This window comes from Paracoccaceae bacterium Fryx2, assembly GCA_032334235.1.
Classification (GTDB): Bacteria; Pseudomonadota; Alphaproteobacteria; order Rhodobacterales; family Rhodobacteraceae; genus JAVSGI01.
The window spans coordinates 2650124-2670881 of record JAVSGI010000005.1 but is presented as its reverse complement, the minus strand read 5'-3'; the positions used below and the strand labels follow the sequence as shown (position 1 = coordinate 2670881).

The following is a 20758-nucleotide window of genomic DNA, read 5'->3' as shown; positions in this document are numbered from 1 at the left end:
AAAGGCCGGGCGCGATGCCCGGCCTTTCTGTTTCCGTCGACAGATCAGGCCAGCTTGCGCTGGACCTCCTCGCGTTCGAAGATCTCGATCACGTCGCCCGCGCGCACATCGTCGTAACGCTCGAACGCCATGCCGCATTCCTGGCCGGACTGCACTTCCTTCACTTCGTCCTTGAAGCGTTTCAGCGTCTTCAGCGTGCCCTCGTGGATCACGACGCTGTCGCGCAGCAGGCGCACGCCGGCCGACCGGCGGGCGATGCCTTCGGTGACCAGGCAACCCGCGACGTTGCCGATGCCGGTAACCTTGAACACTTCCTTGATGGTCGCGTAACCGATGAAGGTTTCGCGCACTTCCGCCTTCAGCAGGCCCGAGGCCGCCGCCTTCACGTCATCCACCAGGTCATAGATCACGCTGTAATAGCGCACCTCGACACCCTTCTGGTTCGCGGTGGTCCGGGCCGAGGCATTGGCCCGCACGTTGAACCCGATGACCGGCGCGCCAGAGGCTTCGGCCAGCCCGATGTCGGTTTCGGTGATCGCGCCCACACCGTAGTGCAGCACGCGCACGCGCACCTCGTCGTTGCCGATCTTTTCCAGTGCCTGAACGATCGCCTCGGCAGAGCCCTGAACGTCGGCCTTCACCACCAGCGGCAGTTCGGTCACGCTCTGGTCCGCCTTGGCCTTCGCCATCAGCTGTTCCAGCGTGGTCGAGGCGCCCACGGCGGCGCGCTTGTCCTTGGCGGCTTTTTCGCGATAGTCCGCGATCTCGCGCGCCTGCGCTTCGGTTTCCACCACGTTCAGCGTGTCGCCGGCCGACGGCGTGCCCGAAAGGCCCAGAACCTCCACCGGAACCGACGGCCCGGCTTCGTCGATCCGCTCGCCCTGGTCGTTGATCAGGGCGCGCACCTTGCCCCACTGTTCGCCGACCACGAAGATGTCGCCCTTTTTCAGCGTGCCGTTCTGCACCAGAACGGTCGCCACCGGGCCACGACCCACGTCAAGCTTGGCTTCGATCACCGCACCCGAGGCCGACCGCGCCGGGTTGGCGCGCAGATCGAGGATTTCCGCCTGAAGCGCAATCGCCTCCAGCAGCTTGTCCAGCCCCTGCCCGGTCTTGGCCGAAACCTCCACGTCCAGCACGTCGCCGGACATGGCTTCGACCACGACTTCATGTTGCAGCAGGTCGGTGCGGACCTTGGTCGGGTTCGCGTCGTATTTGTCGACCTTGTTGATCGCCACGATCATCGGCACGTTGGCCGCTTTCGCGTGCTTGATCGCCTCGATCGTCTGCGGCATCACGGCATCGTCGGCCGCCACCACCAGAACCACGATATCGGTCACATTCGCACCGCGCGCCCGCATCGAGGTGAAGGCGGCGTGGCCCGGTGTGTCGAGGAAGGTCAGCTTGGCGCCCGAATCGGTCGTCACCTGATAGGCCCCGATATGCTGGGTGATGCCCCCGGCCTCGCCCGAAACGACGCTGGTCTTGCGAATCGCATCCAGCAGCGACGTTTTGCCGTGGTCGACGTGCCCCATGATCGTCACGATCGGCGGGCGCGGCACCAGCACCTCGGCCGAATCGACAACCGAATCGATCACCTGTTCCACGTCGCTGTCCGACACGCGCACCGTGCGGTGACCGGATTCCTCGATCACCAGTTCGGCGGTGTCGGCGTCGATCGCCTGGTTCATCGTGACCATCATGCCCATTTTCATGAGGCTCTTGACCACGTCGGCCGCGCGTTCCGCCATGCGGTTCGCCAGTTCCTGCACCACGATGGTTTCCGGCAGCTGCACGTCGCGCACCTGCTTTTCGGGCTTGCTGAAGCCCATCGCCTTCTGGCGCGCCTTTTCCTGCTTGCGCTTCATCGCGGCAAGGCTGCGCGTGCGCCCGCCTTCGCCGGCCAGCGCGTCGTTCAGGGTCAGCTTGCCGGTGCGGCGCGCATCGTCGGTCTTGGCCTTGGCGTTGCGGTCACGGTCGCCTTCACGCTCGCGCTCGGTCTTGCGCGGGGCAAGGCCGGGCTTGGCGCCAGCCGGGGCGGCGGCGGCGGCGGCGGCGCGCGGCGGCGTCTCCTCGGTCGCAGCCGGAGCAGCGGCCGCGGACCGCGGTGCCGGAGTTTTGCGCGCATCTTCAGCACGTTGCGCGTTGATTTCCGCCTCGGCCTTGGCGCGCGCCTCTTCGGCGGCCTTCACGCGGGCCGCTTCTTCGCGGGCGCGTTCTTCCTTTTCCTTGGCCTCGATCTCGTCACGGCGGCGCTGGCGGTCCTCTTCGCGGACCTTGTCATCGGCGGCACGCTTGATCGCGTCCTCGGCCTCGCGGGCCTTGGCATTGCGCAGCGCCGCCAGACGGCGTTCCATCTCGGCGTCGGAAATGCCCGCCGGGCGTTTCGACGGGTCGCCCAGATGCGATGCCGCGCCCGCTGCCGGGGCACCAGGTGTGCCGGCCTTCGGAACCACGACACGCTTGCGCTTGGTCTCGACCACGACACTCTTGGTCCGGCCGTGGCTGAAGCTCTGCTTCACCTGACCCGACCGAGACCCGCCGCCAAGGCCAAGGGGTTTCTTACCGTCTGTATCGCTCATGCGTCTTTCGTATCCCTTCCGACGGTCTCGCCGTCGACCTGCCCGCTCCCGGCGGCTGCGCCACCCGGATGCTCACGTAATCCAGCGAGCCGTGCCGCTTCCTCTACAACAAGCGTTGTGAGTCCACCAGCCGCAAGCGCGCCGTGTATTGCATGTTCCCGGCCGAATGCCAAACCCAATTCCCGGGCGGTCAGACAGCCGATGAACGTCTCGGGCCCCTCGGGCGGGTGCAGCTTGGTCTTGCCGCGTTCCGACCCGTCGCTGGCCTGAATCAGGATCGCGGCCTGACCCTTGGTCAGCCAGTCCTTCACCTTTTCGAACCCGCCGACCGCATCGCCCGCCTTGCGCGCCAGGCTGATCAGATCGACCACCCGCCGCGCCAGCTGCGTCTCGACCAGATCGGCCAGCCCGGCAGGCACCGTCACGGGCTTTTTCGCCGCACGGGCAAACAGACCCCGGGCGGTCGCCTTTTCAATCGCCTTGCGGTCGGCCACCACATACATCCCGCGTCCCGGCAGGCGGCCCAGCACATCCGGCACCACCTGTCCGTCCGGCCCCAGCCCGAAGCGGATCAATCCCGCCACCGGCTGGCTTTCGCCGGTCACGATGCACCGGCGTTCGGGGTCATCCCGCTTGTCGTCTCTGCCTCCGCGCGTCACGGGCGTCTCCTCCAGGGCCCTTTCAGGCGCCGGCCTCCTCGTCTTCGTCGTCGACTTCGGCGGTTTCGGCTTCCAGTTCGGTCGGGTCCACCCAGCCGAGCATGACCCGCGCGGTCATCACCAAAGTTTGCGCCTCTTCCAGCGACACGTCAAACTTTTCAAGCACGCCCTCGTCCTTGACGCGCTGGCCCTTCACCGTGGTCCAGCCGCCGGCCAGTTCCCAGTCGGCGCAGGTGGCAAAGTCTTCCAGCGTCTTGATGTTGTCCTTGGCCAGCGCCTCCAGCATCTGCGGCGTCAGGCCCTCGAAGTTCACCAGGCTGTCCTCGACGCCCAGCGCGCGGGCGGTTTCCATCGCCTTGATGTTGGCCGCCTCCAGGTTGTCGCGGGCGCGGGCCTGCAACTCGCCCGCGGTGCCCTCGTCGAACCCGTCGATCGACAGCAGTTCTTCCAGATCGACGTAGGCGACTTCCTCCAGATTGGTGAAGCCTTCCGACACCAGCAGTTGCGCCATCATCTCGTCGATATCCAGCGTGTCCATGAACAGCTTGGAGCGTTCGGTGAACTCGGCCTGGCGGCGGGTGGATTCATCGCTTTCGGTCACGATGTCGATGTCCAGCCCGGTCAACTGGCTGGCCAGCCGCACGTTCTGCCCGCGCCGCCCGATGGCCAGCGAAAGCTGCTCGTCCGGAACCACGACCTCGATCTTGCCCGCTTCCTCGTCGATCACCACCTTGGAAACCTCGGCCGGCTGCAACGCGTTCACGAGGAAGGTCGCCTGATCGGCGTTCCACGGAATGATGTCGATCTTTTCGCCCTGCAACTCGTTCACCACGGCCTGCACGCGGCTGCCGCGCATCCCGACGCAGGCGCCGACCGGGTCGATCGAGTTGTCATAGGAAATCACCGCGATCTTGGCGCGGCTGCCGGGGTCACGGGCCACGGCCTTGATCTCGATGATGTTGTCATAGATTTCCGGCACTTCCATCTTGAACAGTTCCGCCATGAACTGCGGATCGGTGCGCGAAAGGAAAACCTGCGGCCCGCGCGCCTCGCGGCGCACATCCTTGATGTAGGCGCGGATGCGGTCGTTCGGGCGATAGCTTTCGCGGCCGATCTTCTCGTTGCGCCGCAAGATCGCCTCGCCGCGCCCGATATCGACGATGATGTTGCCGTATTCCTCGCGCTTGACCATGCCGTTGATGATGGTGCCCTTGCGGTCCTTGAATTCTTCGAACTGGCGGTCGCGCTCGGCCTCGCGCACCTTCTGCAGGATCACCTGCTTGGCGCTTTGCGCGGCGATGCGGCCCAGATCGACCGGCGGCACCTCGTCGATCACCTCGTCGCCCACCTTGGGGTCGGCCAGATGGCTTTTCGCCTGCGCCACGGTCAGTTGCGCATGGTGGTTTTCCAGCGCGTCGTCCTCGACCACCGTGCGGATGCGCGCGAACGTCGCACGCCCCGACTTGCGGTCGATCCGCACCCGGATGTCCAGCTCCGACCCGTAGCGCGACTTGGCGGCCCGGGCGAGCGATTCCTCCATCGCCTGGATCACCAGATCGGGGTCGATCATCTTCTCACGCGCCACCGCTTCGGCGGTTTGCAGCAGTTCCAGCTGGTTGGCAGAGGTAATCGCCATGTCACTCTCCTCGGGAAGCGGTGTTCAGTGTTTCGTTTCGGGGGTTTCGGCCTCGTCGGGCTCGTCCCCTTCGGATGTCTCGATCTCGTCGAACTGGGTCTCGTCAATCACCCCCGACGCCTTGCGCTGGCGCAGCATCTCGGCAATCAGGTCGTCGGTCAGTATCAGCTTGGCATCCGACAGCCAGTCGAACTTCAGCCCGATGGTCACGGTCTCGGCGCCTTCCTCAAGCTCGATCAGCACCTCGTCGCCCTCGACCCCCGCCAGAACGCCCTTGAAGCGGCGGCGGCCGTCGATCAGCTCGGTGGTCTCGATCCGCGCCTCGTAGCCTTCCCACATGCTGAAATCCTTCAGCCGGGTCAGCGGCCGGTCGATGCCGGGGGAGGATACTTCCAGAATATAGTTGTCCTCGACCGGATCTTCCACATCCAGCACCGCCGAAACGGCGGTGGAAATCGTGGCGCAATCCTCGACGATGATGCCGCCGTCGGGCCGGTCGGCCATGATCTGCAAGGTGCGCGTCTTGCCGCCCATCAGCCGGATGCGCACAAGCTCGAACCCCAGCCCTTCGATGGCGGGCGTGACGATCTCGGCCAGACGGCGGTCGATGGCGGTTTTGGCGATAAGGTCGGACATGGGGCTTCCCAAAAACAAAAAACGGGCCAAGCGGCCCGTCGTGCGGATCGGTGCATCCGGGTGTGGACCCCGGACCGCGCTGTTGAAAGACATATACGCAGATCGCGGGCCGATTGCAAGGGTGATGCAGCAGCGGTGCGCCCTTCGGCAGGTTTCCAGGCCGATGCTCGGGCAATTCAAGGCTAACGCAAGGTAAACGGATTAGAAAAGTATAAAATTATCATAATGTTGCACCGATTTTCACGCGTGAAAACGCGTTCAAAACGCGACGACCAGGTTGGTCCGTGCCTCCAGCGTCTGCTCGTCGAACACCCGCACCTCGCCTTCCACCAAGGGGGTCGGCCCTCGACCGCCCGGCGGGGCCAGCCCGAGCCGGACCGACGCGACGCCGTAGGTATCGGAATGTCGGCTTTCGTGGCGCACATCCAGCAGCGCCGATTGAACCCACGTCCGCGCCCGCACCGCCGCGACCCCGAAGCCGGCCGCATAGCTGACCCGGCACGCCCCCCGGCAGCGCCCCTGCCAGACCGCGACCACCTCGCCCGAAACGCTCTGCAGCTCGAAGTCGATCCCGATCGGGTCCGTCAGGATCCCCGACCCCTCCGGCAGCAGGTAATGGGTCTCCCCCGTCCCCAGCCGGACCGTCGTCTTCAGTCCGACAGCCGGAGTCAAATCCTGCATGACCGCAACGGAGAGAGACGTGGCCCGGTCGAGTTCCTTCCGATAGGGCGTTCCCGACGACGGCGACAGGGTTGACCCGTCGATATCGGCCAGCTCGAATCCGCCCGACCCGCTCCGCGAAATTGCCGACGCTGTCCGCGCCTCTCCGACGAATGCATCGGCCGTGCCTTGCAATGCACCCTCGATGAAGAAGCGGTCGGCAACACCCCGGCTGATCGCAACTTCCGGCCTCAGGGTCATTTGGTCGCACGCTGCCAGTCCGTGCGGATTTCGCGGAGAATGGGCGCTGATTTCGCGCGATCGTGGGCACGCGTTTCGCGCCATTCTGGGCAGTCATTTCACGGGATCGTGGGCAGGCTGGCCGACGCTTTCATGGAGTCAGGCTTGAACGATTTGGTCAAGCTTTTTTGTGACGGCGGAGCGCCTGCGCAGGCTTTCACCTGAGAGGGTGAGGCGGTGTGCGTTGTGAACGAGGCGGTCGAGGATGGCATCTGCGAGCGTTGGGTCGCCGATGGCTTCGTGCCACTGGTCAACGGGGAGTTGGCTTGTGACGATGGTGGAAGCGCGGCCGTGGCGGTCTTCGAGGATTTCCAGCAGGTCACGGCGCTCCGGGGCGGTGAGGACGGCGAGGCCCCAATCGTCAATGATCAGCACATCCATGCGGGCGATGGTTTTGAGGATGCGTTCATGGCGGCCATCGCCACGGGCCAGAGCAAGGGCCTCGAACATGCGCGGCGCACGTTGATAGAGGACGGGCCGCCCATCCCGGCACGCCTTGTGGCCAAGGGCGCAGGCGATCCAGCTTTTGCCCAAACCGGTCGGCCCGGTTATCAGCAGGTTCTCGTGCCGGGCGATCCAGCCGCCATCGGCAAGATGCGCCATGACACTGCGGTCAAGACCACGTGGGCTGCGCAGGTCCAGATCCTCGACGCTGGCATCTTGGCGCAGAGCCGCAAACTTGAGCCGGGAGGCCAGTTTCTTGGTGTCGCGCTCTGCAGCCTCGCGGTCGACCAGCAGGCCGAGACGCTCTTCGAACGAGAGGGCGTCGAAGGCGGTTGACCTGCGTTGTTCTTCGAGCGCCGATGCAATGCCGGTCAGGCCGAGCGCCAACAGTCGGTCGTGGGTGGGATGGGTCAGCATTTTAGTCCTTTCTCAATGGTAATAGCTGCCGCCACGAATGTTGGCGTGCTGGAGGGGGGCGACCTCTTCGGAGCCTTCCAGGAAGGCGCGATCGAGGCCGGTCTTGAGGATCGAACGAATGGAGGTGACGGTGCGGGCCCGGATGGTCACACCCCGCTGGCAGGCCGCATCAACGCGCTCCGGCCCATAGGTTTTGACCAAGGCCAGCACACCCAGGCAGGTGCGGAACCCCTGTTCAGGATGGGGGCGGTCAGCCATCACCATCTCGCAAAAGGCGGCGACGGCGGGGCCGGTCTTGGTTGCCTGCGCCAGCATTCTGGCCGGGGTCCATTCGGCAAAGCGACGATGGGCCGATGGCATATGGTCGGCCACGGTGACATGGCTGCGCCGCCCCGGGGTGCGCACGTGGCTCGCAACCCTCTGACCACGATGGAATATCTCGACCGTCTGGCCGCTTGTGCGAACATCGACCTCTTGTTTGATCAGCGCGAAGGGCACGGAATACCATGAGCTGTCGACCTCAACGTGATAGTCGGGTGCCACGCGGGCGCGCTTCCAGCGGGCGAAGACATAAGGTTCGGGCGGTAGGGGCTGAAGATTGGGCCGATCCAAAGTGGCAAACAGATCGGCGCGGCTGGCGCCATAGCCGCGCATCACGCGCATGTTCAACTCGTCCAGCAGCCGCCGGATCGCCACGTTCAACTCGGCCAATGAGAAGAACCGGTGGTTCCGCAGCCGCGCCAGAATCCAGCGTTGTGCCACTTGGACAGCCACTTCCACCTTCGCCTTGTCCCGGGGTTTGCGCGGCCGGGCGGGCAGAACGGCGGTGCCATAATGCGCCGCCATCTCGGCATAGGTCCGGTTCAGCCCCGGATCAAACCGGTCTGCCTTGATCACGGCGGACTTCAGATTGTCCGGAACCACCGCCTTTGGCACGCCGCCCAGAAAGGCGAACATCCGGATATGCGCGAGGATCCAATCTTCCAACCCCTCCGATGCCACCGCCTCGGCATAGGTGTGATTCGATGCCCCCATTGCCGCCACGAACAGCTTCATGGCCCGCGCTTCGCCGGTCGTGGGGTCGATCACGTCGATGGTGTCGCCGGCAAAGTCGACGAACACCTTCTCGCCGCCCACATGTGTCTGGCGCATCGTCGGGCGCACCCGACCCTTCCAAGCCTCGTAATGCGTGCAAAACCAAGTATAGGCAAAACCCCCGGGGTGCGCGGCACGGTATTCTTCCCAGAGCAGCATCCGCGTCACCCCAGGGCGGCGCAACTCGCGGTCAATCTCCGCCCAGTCGGGCACAAGCCGCTCCGCGTCCGGCACCGTGGGCGGGGCTGGAAACAAAAGAAGTTCAAGGCTGTCGTCATCGATCCCCTCCGGCAAGGGCCACGTGAGCCCGGCATGACGCGCCCGTTGGGTGTAGCTTCCGACGCTCCCCTTGCTCAGACCGAGGGAAGCGGCAATGGACCGCTCGCTCAGGCCTTGCCCAAGCTTCAATCGCAAAACATCTCGTATCCGGCGCATGTTCAATCGTCCTGTCGGCATCAAGCCACCCCTTCATTCCTGAAGGCGCAACTATCCTCAATTTGCCGACCAGACCTGCCCGCGATCCCGCGAAATCAGTGCCCAGCTTCACGCGAAATGACTGCCCATGATCCCGTGAAATCGATGCCCACCATCAAGCGAAACACGCAAGTCCGAATAAACAGATGAGAATCGACATGATATTTAGCCCTTGTCGTCCCAATTCAGAATCACCTACTGAGTGCCGCATTTTTGGTGCCAACGTCTATGTCAGGAAAGAAATGACGCGTATAGTGATCAACAGCAATCTTTTTGATGCCCTTGAAGGCATGGGTGCATCTTCCGGCTCGGGTGGCGTGGAGTTTGATTTCGCGGCCGAGGTCGCAGCCATAGACATCAACTCGGAAGACTTGGTCCTGCTGCAACTGTCGTCGTCGCTGATCCGGTTCTCCGCTTTCGGGACGGAGTATGATCCCGAGTCGAACAGGTTCGTAGACGTGAACTACGAAGTGCGCATCAGCGGCAGCGGCATCGGCCCGATTTCGAGTCTGCCACAATTGCAAAGTGCCCTCGACAGGGGCGTAGCGACCGGCACCCTGAACAAGGTTGAACTGCTGCGGGAAGGGGCCGAGATTCTGGAAATCGGCATCCGGACTAACGGATACACCCTGACATCCGGTGCGCAGTCGCTGGTCCTTGAGGGGGCCACGCCCAAGACCCTGGCGGGCGTCTTCGGACTGGGCGACCTGTTCGCAGGCATAGCAAACATCGACGAACTGACCAACAGGGAACGGAACGCCCTGTTCAACAAGCTGGAAAAGATGAGCGTCACCGACGTGACATTCATGGACGGGGCAAAGACGATCTTCGATCTGAAGTTCGGCATATCCGAGGTCAGCCTGGCGGTCGATGGCATCACTATCCGGCTTCAGGGCACGTTCGCGGACAATCTGGGAGATGCCGTTCGGTCGCTGTACAATCTGTCGAACCTTCTCGAGTCTGGCCAGCCGTTCGATCCGGCCCTGGTCGGCGGGCTTGATCTGACGCGGGTGACTGTCGAGGATGCGGCAGGAATCGTTGTGCTGACCGCGACCGACTTCTTTGCGGATGAGCAGGACATTCTGACCGTTGACGGCAGGGCATTCGACGAGATCATTCTTGGCGACAACCCGACATCGGACGCCTATGACGATTTCTGGAATGACCTGCTGGAAAGCCCGTTTAACGGCCCCGGCAATTATCTTCTTGCCGGTCTTTCCGGGAATGACGACCTGTACGCCTCCGGCGGCAATGATTTGCTGCTGGGCGGAAGCGGAAATGATTACCTTGAAGGCGGATATGGCCGCGACACATTGAACGGTGGCGAGGGCACTGATGGTGTGGGCTTTTATTCCTATGACGGCACCGCGCCGAATGTGAAGGTCAATCTTGGCAAGACCGGCCCGCAAAATACCGGTATGGGCATTGATGTTCTGATCAGCATTGAGAACGCGTTTTCCGGTGCCGGTAATGACCGGCTTACCGGGTCCAGTGTGGCGAACCGGCTGTCTGGCAATGGCGGCAACGACATTCTGTCCGGCCTTGGCGGCGACGACTCGCTGCGGGGGGGCACCGGCAATGACAAATTGCTTGGTGGTGCCGGGGCGGATCGACTGGATGGCGGCACAGGTTACGACACACTTACCGGCGGCGCCGGAGCCGATGATTTCATGTTCTTCGACCGCTACAGGGAGTTCGAGAACGTGTTCGGCCATGACAGGATCACCGATTTCTCGGTGGCGGAAGACAGGCTGGTCCTCGACCACCTTTACGGCAAGTTCCTGTCGGCAGAAGAGGTCGTGGACCGGTTTGCCGAAGTGGATGGCACTTCGGTGGTGTTCGATTTCGGGAGCTATGGCTCCATCCGGTTACTGGGCGTTACGACGACCGACGGTCTTGCCGAGTGCATCGCATTCATCTGAACGCCGTGCCCCGGCCAATCGGCCGGGGCAACCGCTCGCGGGGTCACACCCCCCGCAACCCGTCCATCACCCGCACCAGTTGTGACGAGATTCCCGGCTCCGACAGCGCGTGCCCGGCCATCGGAACCAGATGCAGCCTTGCGGCCTGCCAGCCATCGGCCAGTTTCCACGCCGAGACCGGCGGGCAGATCATGTCGAACCGGCCCTGCACGATATCGGCCCCGATATGTGCGATCCGGCCCCGGTTCGCCACGATCCAGCCGTCGCTTTCCAGAAACCCCGCGTGGCGAAAGTAGTGATTCTCCAGCCGGGAGAAAGCGCGCGCGTAGTCGGCCGGCCCCTCGCCCACCCCGCCGTCGCTGGAAACCGAGGCGAGCGCGTTTTCCCAGTTCGCCCAGATCCGCCCCAGCCGGGTTTCCTCCATCAGGTTGCCGGAAAACAGCCGCCGGTGATAGGCCGCGATCAGGTCGCCGCGCTCCGCCTCGGGGATGGGTTCCAGAAACCGCGCCCAAAGCTCGGGAAAGAACGCCCCCGCCCCGCCGCCGTAGAACCACGCAAGCTCTGCCTGCGTCATCAGGAAAACCCCGCGCAGCACCAGATGCACGACGCGTTCGGGGTGCGAGATCGCATAGATCAGCGCCAGCGTCGCCCCCCAGCTGCCGCCGAAAACGATGAAACGCTCCACCCCAAGCGTGCGGCGGATCACCTCGATATCTTCCACCAGATGCCAGGTCGTGTTGGCCACCACGCTGGCATGGGGCCGCGATCGCCCGCAGCCGCGCTGGTCGAACAGGATGACGCGAAACACCTGCGGGTCGAAATAGCGCCGCATCGCCGGGCTGCACCCGCCGCCCGGGCCGCCATGCAAAACAAGAACCGGCACGCCCTCGGGGTTGCCCGCCTGCTCGACATAGATGCGATGCCCATCGCCCATGTCGATCACGCGCTGGTCGAACGGATCGACCGGCGGATAAAGAAACTCTGCTGCGCGCTTTTGGCCTGATCTGTGGTCCATGTTCGTCCTATATAACACCGCAACCCTGCCTTTCCACGGGCCAAACCGCAAGGAGTTCGCCATGAACAGCCAAACCACCATCGACCCGGCAGAAGTTGCCAAGTTCGAGGCCATGGCCGCCGAGTGGTGGAACCCGCACGGCAAGTTCAAGCCGCTGCACCAGATGAACCCGTGCCGGCTGGATTACATCACCACCCAGATCGCCGCCGAGTTCGACCGCGACCTGTCGGCCCCCCACCCCTTCGCCGGGCTGCGGCTGCTGGACATAGGCTGTGGCGGTGGCCTGCTGTCGGAACCGATGGCGCGGCTCGGGGCCGATGTGGTGGGGGCCGACGCCGCGGCGCGCAACATTCCGGTGGCCGAACTGCACGCAAAACAGTCGGGGCTGGCGATCGACTACCGCCACACCTCGGCCGAGGCGCTGGCTGCGGCGGGCGAACAGTTCGACGTGGTGCTGAACATGGAAGTGGTCGAGCATGTCTCGGACCCGCTGGCCTACCTGACCGCCTGCCGGGCGCTGCTGAAACCCGGCGGGCTGATGATCTGCTCGACCCTGAACCGCAATCCGAAAAGCTTTGCCATGGCGATTGTCGGCGCGGAATGGGTGATGCGCTGGCTGCCGAAGGGCACGCATGACTGGCGCAAGTTCATCACCCCGGCCGAACTGGCCGACCTGATCGCCCGCGCGGGCCTGCATCAGGTGGACGCCAAGGGCATGGTGTTCAACCCGGTGACCTGGAGCTGGAGCCTGTCTGCCCGCGACCTGTCGGTGAACTACGTCACCGCCAGCGTGAAGCGGGCCTGACGCCCCGGCGCCGCACCCGTGGGGAAGACAGAGCCTCCGGCGGGGATATTTGGGCAAAGATGAAAGATCGCGCATTCATCTTTGCCCAAATATCCCCGCCGGAGGCCCGGCAGATGCCGCAAGGGCGGCCAGTGGTCAGTTCGTCTCGGACGAGCGCGCCCAGAGGTTGATGTCCTGCTCGGCGGCGATGCTGTCGATCAGGGCCAGTTCTTCGGCCGAAAACTCCAGATTGGCGATCGCGCCGACGCAATCGGTGATCTGCTCGGGTTTCGACGCCCCGATCAGCGCCGAGGTGATGCCGCCGCCGCGCAGCACCCAGGCGATGGCCATCTGGGCCAGCGTCTGACCACGGGCCTGTGCCAGCGCATCCAGTGCCCGGACGCTTTCGATCGCTCGCGGGGTGATGGTTTCGGGGGCCAGCGATTTGCCCTGCGCCGCGCGGCTGCCTGCCGGGATGCCGTTCAGGTATTTCCGCGTCAGGATGCCCTGCGCCAGCGGGGTGAAGGCGATGGAGCCGACCCCAAGCTCGGCCAGCGTTTCCTTCAGCCCGTCCTGTTCCACCCAGCGGTTCAGCAGGTTGTAGCTTGGCTGGTGGATAAGGCAGGGGGTGCCGAGGGCCTTGAGGATCACCACCGCCTCGCGGGTGCGGCGACTGTTGTAGCTGGACAGACCGACGTAGAGCGCCCGTCCCGACCGCACGATGTGGTCGAGCGCGCCCATGGTTTCCTCCAGCGGCGTGTCGGGGTCGAAGCGGTGCGAATAGAAGATGTCGACGTAGTCGAGCCCCATCCGCTTCAGCGACTGGTCGCACGAGGCGATCAGCGACTTGCGCGAGCCCCATTCGCCGTAGGGGCCCGACCACATGTCGTAGCCCGCCTTGGAGCTGATGATCAGCTCGTCGCGCAGCCCCGCGAAATCGGTGCGCAGGATCTCGCCGAACGCGGTTTCGGCGCTGCCGGGCGGCGGGCCGTAGTTGTTGGCAAGGTCGAAATGGGTGATGCCGTGATCGAAGGCGGTCTGGCACAGCGCGCGCTTGGTGGCATGGGGCGTGTCGCCGCCGAAGTTGTGCCAGAGGCCCAGCGACACGGCGGGCAGCTTAAGGCCCGAACGTCCGCAGCGGCGATAGCTCATCCGGCCATAGCGGTCTTCGGCGGGGGTGTAGGTCATGGGTGCCTCCTGTTGGCGCTAACTGAACACAGGAAAATGTTGGGCACAAGTTGCGGGTCTGGGCGTTGTGCGTAAAGGTGCGCAGGAAAGGGGATTTCATGCGGAAACGTGCGCAAGGCATATGGCGATTTTTCATGGCCGTCTGGACGAGGATGCAGACCAGCCACTTCGGCCTGATCTCGGCCGGGGTGGCCTTCTACGCGATCTTCGCGGTCTTCCCCGGCCTGACGGCGACCATCGCGATCTGGAGCCTGGTGTCCGACCCGTCGGTGATTTCAACCTATGTCCAGGTTGCGGACGAGTTCCTGCCTGCGGATGCGGCCATGCTGGTGCATGGGCAGGTGGACGCGCTGCTGTCGACGCCCACGGCACAGCTTGGCTGGGCCACCGCGCTGTCGGTCGGCATCGCGCTTTATTCGGCGCGGGCCGGGATTTCGGCGCTGATCCAGGGCATGGGCGTGGTGCAGCGATCCGATCCGCGCGGCCTGTTGTGGGGCTGGGCGATGGATATCATCCTGACGCTGGCGCTGATCACGGCGATGCTGCTGGCGCTGGCGACCGTGGTGATCGTGCCGCTGATCCTTTCGTTCCTGTCGCTTGGTCCTGTGGGGGTCTGGCTGCTGACCGCATTGCCATGGGTGGCGATGTTCGTGCTGGTGATGACCTGTCTTGGCATCCTTTACCGTTTCGGCCCCAACACGCCGCAGGTGCGCAATGCCTGGATCAGCCCCGGCACGGTGACCGCGGCGCTGGTCTGGGCGCTGGTGTCGATTGCCCTTTCGACCTATCTTGCGAACTTCAACAGCTACAACCGGGTCTATGGCTCGATCGGGGCGGTGATCGCCCTGCTGATGTGGCTGTATCTGAGTGTCTGGTCGGTGCTGCTGGGGGCCGCCGTCAATGCCGAACTGCCCGTTCTCGAACCGTCTGCAGAGCCGGTTGCAGGGCGGGCCTGAGGCGCCCGCCGGTTGGCGGGCACTCCGGGGCGGCCGTCAGACGTAGCGGTTCCACAGGTTTTCCAGCCGTTCCTGCCGCCCAGACCGGGGCTGAGGATTGGTGCCGCGCGCCAGCACATTGGCGGCGATGGCATCCAGGCTGCTGCCCAGCATCGCCTGCGCGTCGGGCGTGTTCCACCCGGCGTAGCGGGCCGCGCGGGCGGATTCCAGATGGCCGTCCTCCAGCGCCCTGGCTGCGGCCTTCAGGGCGCGGGCGCAGGTGTCCATGCCGCCGACATGGGCGAGGATCAGGTCTTCGGGGTCGAGCGACTGGCGGCGGATCTTGGCGTCGAAGTTGGTGCCGCCGGTGGTGTAGCCGCCCGCCCGAAGGATTTCATAGAAGGCGAGCGCCATTTCGGGGGTGTTGTTGGGGAACTGGTCGGTATCCCAGCCGGACTGGTAGTCGTTGCGGTTCATGTCGATCGAGCCGAACAGGCCGAGGCTGGCGGCGGTGGCGATCTCGTGCTCGAAGGAATGCCCGGCCAGGATGGCGTGGCCCTGTTCGATGTTCACCTTGACCTCGTTCTCCAGCCCGAAGCGGCGCAGGAAGCCGTAGACGGTGGACACGTCGTAGTCATACTGGTGCTTGCTGGGTTCCTGCGGTTTCGGCTCGATCAGGATTGCGCCCTTGAAGCCGATCTTGTGCTTGTATTCGACCACCATCTGCAGGAAGCGGCCCATCTGGTTCGCCTCGCGCGTCAGGTCGGTGTTCAAGAGCGTCTCGTAGCCCTCGCGCCCGCCCCACAACACATAGTTGGCGCCGCCGAGCGTCAAGGTGGCATCCATGCAGCTTTTCACCGTGGCGGCGGCATAGGCGAACACCTCGGGGTCGGGGTTGGTGGCCGCCCCCGACATGAAGCGGCGGTGCGAGAACAGGGTGGCGGTGCCCCACAGCAGTTTCGTGCGCGAACCCTCCATCTTCTCGCCGAAGTAGTCGACGATTTCTTCGAGGTTGCGCTTGCTTTCGGCGAAGGTGGCACCCTCTGGCCGGGCGTCGGCATCGTGAAAGCAGAAGAACGGCGCGTTGAGGATGTCGAACATCTCGAAGGCCACGTCGGCCTTCAGCCTCGCAAGCTCCATGGTGTCGCCGAACCACGGACGCTGGAAGGTCTGGCCGCCGAACGGGTCGCCACCGGGCCAGGCAAAGCTGTGCCAGTAGGCGACGGCAAAGCGCAGGTGATCCTCCATCCGCTTGCCCAGCAGCATTTCGTCGGGGTTGTAGTGGCGGAAGGCGAAATCGCCGGTGGCCGCCTCGCCCTGATAGGTGATGGCGGGGATGTCCTTGAAGAAATCGGTCATGGCAGGTTCCTGAGAAGGGTTTGCGCGGCGCGATAACGAGCGTGGCCCGCATCGAAGGCGGCAGAAAGGCTGCGGTCGGGGTCGATGACCCGTGCGATGGGCGGCAGGGTGCAGATTTCGGCACCGGCGCCGGTGGCCGCCATCAGGGCGAGACGCGCGGCCCCGAAGGCGCCGCCAAAGTCGCCGGCTGCGGGCAGCGATACTGGGCAATCCAGCGCGGTCGCGATGGCGGCCAACCAGTAGTCGGACCGCGAGCCGCCGCCGACGGCGATCAGCCGCTCAATTCGGGTGCCGGTGGCGGCCAGCGCGTCGCGGCAGTCGCGGATTGCGAAGGTCACGCCCTCCAGCACGGCGCGGGTGCCCGCGGCGCGGTCGGTGCCATGCTCCAGCCCGAGAAAGGCGCCCCTTATCGCGGCATCGTTCAGCGGCGTGCGCTCGCCGCCGAGGTAGGGCAGGAACAGCGTCCCGGACGGAGCCTGCAAGGTGCCAAGCCCGCCGGTCAGCGCGGCGGCACTCTGGCCCACCAGCCCGGCATACCAGTTCAGCGCATCCGTGGCGGCCAGAATAACCCCCATCTGGTGCCAGGTGCCCGGCAGGGCATGGCAAAACGTATGCACCGCCGTTTCCGGCGCGGGCTGATAGCCGTCATTGGCGGCGAACAGCACGCCAGAGGTGCCAAGCGATACGAACGCCTCGCCCGCCCGCACCACACCGACGCCCACGCCCGAGGCGGCATTGTCGCCGCCCCCCCCCGCGATCACCACGCCGCGCGGCAGGCCCCAGCGCGCTGCCAACTCCGCTCGCAATGTGCCTGACACGGCCGAGCCTTCAACCAGCCGGGGCATATGCGCCCGGTTCATCCCGCAGGCCGCCAGCAGTGCATCCGACCAGTCGCGCGCCCCGGTATCGAGCCAGCTTGTCCCCGCCGCATCCGACATTTCCGCGACATGCTCGCCCGAAAGCCACAGCCGCAGGTAGTCCTTGGGCAGCAGAACCTTGGCAACGCGGCCCCAGACCGCCGGTTCATGCGCCCGAACCCAAAGCAGTTTCGGCGCGGTGAAGCCGGGGAACACGATGTTCCCGGTGATACGGCGGAACTGGGGATCGGCGTCGAGTGTCGCCGCCTCGGCATGGCTGCGGGTGTCGTTCCACAGGATGCAGGGGCGCAGCACCTCGTCCGATGCATCGAGCAGCGTCGCGCCATGCATCTGCCCCGACAGCCCGATGCCCCGCACCTCGCCCAGACCATGGGCCGACAGCGCGTCCAGCACCGCCTCGGCCGCCGCGATCCAGTCGGCGGGCGACTGTTCCGACCAGCCGGCGTGCGGGCGGCTGACGGTCAGCGGCGCTGTGGCCTCGGCCAGCACGCGCTGATCTTCGTCGATCAGGATGCCCTTCAGGCCGGATGTGCCAAGATCAAGACCGATGAACATCACGCGGCCTTTGCCGGTTTCTTGCCCATGATGATCATGCCCAGAATGTCGTCGTCGGTGACCTCGGCCACGTTCACCGTACCGACAAGCTGGCCGTTCTTCATCACGCTGGCCCGGTCGCACAGTTTCATGACGTTGTGGATGTCATGCTCGATCAGAAAGATGCCAAGCCCCTGCCGCTTCAACTCCTGGATCAGTTCGGCCACCATCTGGGTTTCCTGCGGGCCAAGGGCGGCGGTCGGCTCGTCCATGATCAGGATGCGGGCGTTGAAATAGACGGCGCGGGCGATGGCGACCGACTGGCGCTGCCCGCCCGACAGCGCAGACACCGGCACGTTGAACTTGCGGAAGTTCGGGTTCAGCCGCGCCATGATCTTGCGCGTTTCCGCCTCCATCCGGCTGTCATCGACGAAACCCAGCGGTGTCACCAGTTCGCGCCCGAGGAACAGGTTCGAGGCTGCGTCGAGGTTGTCGGCCAACGCCAGCGTCTGGTAGATCGTCTCGACGTTCAGCGCGCGGGCGTCGCGGGGGTTGGCAATCGAAACCTTCTGGCCGGCGATCAGAATCTCGCCGCTGTCGGCCTGATAGGCCCCCGACAGGCATTTGATCAGGGTCGATTTGCCGGCGCCATTGTGGCCCAGCAGCCCGACCACCTCGCCCGCATGAAGATCGACCGTGACGTGATCGACCGCCTTGATGCCGCCGAAGGCGATGGAGATGTCGCGCAGTTCAACCAGCGGAGTGCCTTTGGTCATCTTCTCATCCCCCCGTGCGCTTGCGATACTGAATGTCGATCCAGACGGCGAGCACCAGAACGAGGCCCACCACGATGTTCTGGAACGGGCTGTCCACCCCCACCATCGCCATGCCCGATTGCAGGCTCTGCATGATCAGCGCGCCAAGTATGGCGCCGTAGATCGTGCCGACCCCGCCCGAAAGGGCCGTGCCGCCGATCACCGCGGCGGCGATCACCCTCAACTCGTCAAGGCTGCCGATGTCGTTGGTGTGGTTCTGCAACCGGGCCTGCGCCACGATGGCCGAAAGCGCGCAGAGAAACCCCATCAGCGCGAAGACCTTGACGGTCAGCGCGCGAGTGTTGATGCCTGAAAGTTCTGCTGCATCCGGGTTGCCGCCGGTGGCGAAGATGTAGCGGCCAAGCCGGGTGCGGCGGGCAAGGATGGTCATGCCGATGGCGAGCACGATCAGGATCAGGACCGAGATCGGCAGGCCGAAGCCTTCGGTATAGCCTTCGGGCATCACCTCGCCCCGCGCCTCGAACATGCGGCGCAGGCGGGCGGCGGGCACCTGATAGGCGTTCAGGATCGCCACGAAGCCGAGGATCGCCCCGCAGGCAATCGCCGCCATGGTGATCTCGGCCCACATCGGTTTCACCGGAAAACCGTGGGCCTGCTTGGCCTTGCGGCCGCGAAGCAGCGCCCAGACGGTGGCAACGCAGGCCAAACCCGCCACGGCCCAGGACAGCGGCGCGCCCAGCGTGCCCTCCGACCCGCCGAACAGCAGGAACGTCTGATCGAGCGGCCCCAGCGTCCGCCCCGAGGTCAGATACCAGCCGACATTGCGCCAGACCAGCAACCCTCCCAGCGTGACGATGAAGGACGGGATGCGCTGATAGCCGATCAGCCAGCCGTTGAACGCGCCGACCAGCGTGCCGGTCGCCAGCCCTGCCACCATTGCGACCGGGGCGACCAGCGGGTTGCCGAAGCCAAGCCCCAGCGCGGTCGGCAGGATCCACACCTGCATCAGCCCCATCACCGCCGAACACAGCGCCAGCAGCGCGCCCACCGACAGGTCGATGTGGCGGGTGACGATCACGAACACCATGCCGGTGGCCATGATCGCGACCGAGACGGTCTGGATCGTCAGGTTGAAGATGTTGCGCGCCGAGAGGAACCGGCCATCGGTCACGAAGAAGAAAACGGCGCAGATCAGGGCAAAGGCCGCGATCATCCCCAGGAGCCGCGTGTCGATTTCAAGCTGCTGCAGCAGGCTGCGCCGGGGTTCGGTCTGGGGGGAATGGGTTGCCGCCTGGGTCATGGGATTTCCTTTGTGGAAACGGGCCGCATCGGCGGCGCGGCGTGAAGGGTGGCCCCGGCGGGAACGCCGGGGCAGCCGTTCAGAGGGTCGCGGTCGCGATCAGTTGCAGGGGGCGGGGCCTGCGGTCACGCCCTGGCAGAGCGCATCCTTGGTGATCCAGCCCGCATCGACCACGGCGGCCAGATTGTCCTTGGTGATCGGCATCGGGGCGAGGAACACGGCGTTCATCTCGTTGCCGCCGGGGGTGGTGAACTTCTGCGCGTTCGGGATCGCGTCCATCGCGGTGCCGCCTGCCAGCGCCACGGCAATCTCGGCCGCCGCCTTGCCAAGCTCGCGCGCGTCCTTCCAGACCGAAACGGTCTGGGTGCCGGCCGCAACCCGGTTCAGCGCGGCATGGTCGCCGTCCTGCCCCGAGACCGGAATCACCATGCCCTGCGCCGTCAGCGCCGCCACGGCGCCGCCCGCGGTGCCGTCGTTCGACGCTACGACCGCATCGACCTTGTTGGCATTCTCGGTCAGGATCTGTTCCATGTTGCGCTGGGCGTTGGCGGGCAGCCAGCCGTCGGTGTAAGCCTCGCCCACGATGGTGATGTCGCCCGCGTCAATGGCGGCCTGAAGCACTTCCTGCTGGCCACCCCGCAGGAAATCTGCGTTGGGATCGGTGTTCGAGCCCTTGATCATCACATAGTTGCCCTTCGGCGCGGCGGCGAGAACGGCACGGGCCTGCATCCGGCCGACCTCGACGTTGTCGAAGGTCAGGTAAAAGGCGCGCGGGTCTTCGATAAGGCGGTCATAGGCCACGACGGGAATGCCCTCGTCGGCCGCGGCCTGAACGGCGGGCACCACGGCTGCGGTGTCCTGCCCGAGGATGATCAGCGCATCGACGCCCTGGGCGATCAGCGATTCGATGTCGGACAGTTGCTTGGCCGAGGACGACTGCGCATCGGCCGAAACGTAGGACGCACCGGCGGCTTCCAGCGCGGTCTTGATCGCGGCTTCGTCGGTCTTCCAGCGCTCTTCCTGGAAGTTGGACCAGCTTACGCCGACCGTCAGACCCTGGGCCAGTGCGGCCGAAGAAAAGCCGGTCACGGCAATGACGGCGGCCAGAATGGATTTACGCATGTCTATCCTCCCTATGGATGCGGCCTGCGACGGCCGGTCCGA

17 protein-coding genes are annotated in these 20758 nt (G+C 65.0%); 3 read left to right on the top strand and 14 right to left on the bottom strand.

Annotated elements, in window-relative coordinates:
* Positions 1 to 44: 44 nt before the first annotated feature.
* The 7 genes from infB to istA form a co-directional block, all read right to left on the bottom strand.
* Positions 45 to 2582 carry a translation initiation factor IF-2 gene (infB, locus tag RNZ50_22045; protein MDT8857677.1) on the bottom strand — a complete coding sequence of 846 codons (2538 nt, stop codon included), beginning with the start codon at positions 2580 to 2582 and terminating at the stop codon, positions 45 to 47.
* Positions 2579 to 3241: an RNA-binding protein gene (locus tag RNZ50_22040; protein ID MDT8857676.1), complete on the bottom strand. Its 663-nt coding sequence runs from the start codon at positions 3239 to 3241 to the stop codon at positions 2579 to 2581. Before RNZ50_22040 ends, infB begins: the two co-directional genes overlap by 4 nt.
* Before the next feature lie 22 nt (positions 3242 to 3263).
* Positions 3264 to 4877 (bottom strand): transcription termination factor NusA, encoded by a 1614-nt coding sequence (nusA, locus tag RNZ50_22035; GenBank protein ID MDT8857675.1) that lies wholly within the window; start codon positions 4875 to 4877, stop codon positions 3264 to 3266.
* Positions 4878 to 4901: 24 nt separating this feature from the next.
* Positions 4902 to 5513, bottom strand: coding sequence for a ribosome maturation factor RimP (gene rimP, locus RNZ50_22030; GenBank protein MDT8857674.1), 612 nt, complete (start codon positions 5511 to 5513; stop codon positions 4902 to 4904).
* Positions 5514 to 5771: 258 nt separating this feature from the next.
* Complete coding sequence (locus RNZ50_22025; protein ID MDT8857673.1) at positions 5772 to 6434, bottom strand: hypothetical protein; 663 nt, start codon at positions 6432 to 6434, stop codon at positions 5772 to 5774.
* A gap of 138 nt (positions 6435 to 6572) precedes the next feature.
* On the bottom strand, positions 6573 to 7334 hold the full coding sequence (gene istB / locus RNZ50_22020) for an IS21-like element helper ATPase IstB (GenBank protein MDT8857672.1): 762 nt from the start codon (positions 7332 to 7334) through the stop codon (positions 6573 to 6575).
* Between the two features lie 12 nt (positions 7335 to 7346).
* Complete coding sequence (gene istA / locus RNZ50_22015; GenBank protein MDT8857671.1) at positions 7347 to 8885, bottom strand: IS21 family transposase; 1539 nt, start codon at positions 8883 to 8885, stop codon at positions 7347 to 7349.
* Between the two features lie 164 nt (positions 8886 to 9049).
* On the opposite strand from istA, the gene RNZ50_22010 reads away from it, so the two are divergent.
* Positions 9050 to 10825, top strand: coding sequence for a calcium-binding protein (locus RNZ50_22010; protein MDT8857670.1), 1776 nt, complete (start codon positions 9050 to 9052; stop codon positions 10823 to 10825).
* A 43-nt stretch (positions 10826 to 10868) separates the two neighbouring features.
* Here RNZ50_22010 and pip read toward each other — a convergent pair whose 3' ends face one another.
* Positions 10869 to 11840 (bottom strand): prolyl aminopeptidase, encoded by a 972-nt coding sequence (pip, locus tag RNZ50_22005; protein MDT8857669.1) that lies wholly within the window; start codon positions 11838 to 11840, stop codon positions 10869 to 10871.
* 61 nt (positions 11841 to 11901) lie between these two features.
* Here pip and ubiG point away from each other — a divergent pair, with 61 nt between their 5' ends.
* On the top strand, positions 11902 to 12645 hold the full coding sequence (gene ubiG, locus RNZ50_22000) for a bifunctional 2-polyprenyl-6-hydroxyphenol methylase/3-demethylubiquinol 3-O-methyltransferase UbiG (GenBank protein ID MDT8857668.1): 744 nt from the start codon (positions 11902 to 11904) through the stop codon (positions 12643 to 12645).
* A gap of 135 nt (positions 12646 to 12780) precedes the next feature.
* Here the strand turns inward: ubiG and mgrA are convergent, their stop codons facing one another.
* Entirely contained in the window at positions 12781 to 13812 is a 1032-nt protein-coding gene (mgrA, locus tag RNZ50_21995) for an L-glyceraldehyde 3-phosphate reductase (protein ID MDT8857667.1), read from the bottom strand.
* A gap of 134 nt (positions 13813 to 13946) precedes the next feature.
* On the opposite strand from mgrA, the gene RNZ50_21990 reads away from it, so the two are divergent.
* Entirely contained in the window at positions 13947 to 14768 is an 822-nt protein-coding gene (locus RNZ50_21990; GenBank protein ID MDT8857666.1) for a YihY/virulence factor BrkB family protein, read from the top strand.
* Positions 14769 to 14804: 36 nt separating this feature from the next.
* Here the strand turns inward: RNZ50_21990 and xylA are convergent, their stop codons facing one another.
* From xylA to xylF, 5 genes are all read right to left on the bottom strand, one after another.
* Complete coding sequence (gene xylA, locus RNZ50_21985) at positions 14805 to 16106, bottom strand: xylose isomerase (GenBank protein MDT8857665.1); 1302 nt, start codon at positions 16104 to 16106, stop codon at positions 14805 to 14807.
* Positions 16103 to 17539, bottom strand: coding sequence for a xylulokinase (xylB, locus tag RNZ50_21980; protein ID MDT8857664.1), 1437 nt, complete (start codon positions 17537 to 17539; stop codon positions 16103 to 16105). The genes xylA and xylB overlap by 4 nt, the downstream gene beginning before the upstream one ends.
* Positions 17539 to 18294 (bottom strand): ATP-binding cassette domain-containing protein, encoded by a 756-nt coding sequence (locus tag RNZ50_21975; GenBank protein MDT8857663.1) that lies wholly within the window; start codon positions 18292 to 18294, stop codon positions 17539 to 17541. Before RNZ50_21975 ends, xylB begins: the two co-directional genes overlap by 1 nt.
* A gap of 4 nt (positions 18295 to 18298) precedes the next feature.
* On the bottom strand, positions 18299 to 19594 hold the full coding sequence (locus RNZ50_21970; GenBank protein ID MDT8857662.1) for a sugar ABC transporter permease: 1296 nt from the start codon (positions 19592 to 19594) through the stop codon (positions 18299 to 18301).
* 99 nt (positions 19595 to 19693) lie between these two features.
* Positions 19694 to 20716 (bottom strand): D-xylose ABC transporter substrate-binding protein, encoded by a 1023-nt coding sequence (gene xylF / locus RNZ50_21965; protein MDT8857661.1) that lies wholly within the window; start codon positions 20714 to 20716, stop codon positions 19694 to 19696.
* Positions 20717 to 20758 lie beyond the last annotated feature (42 nt).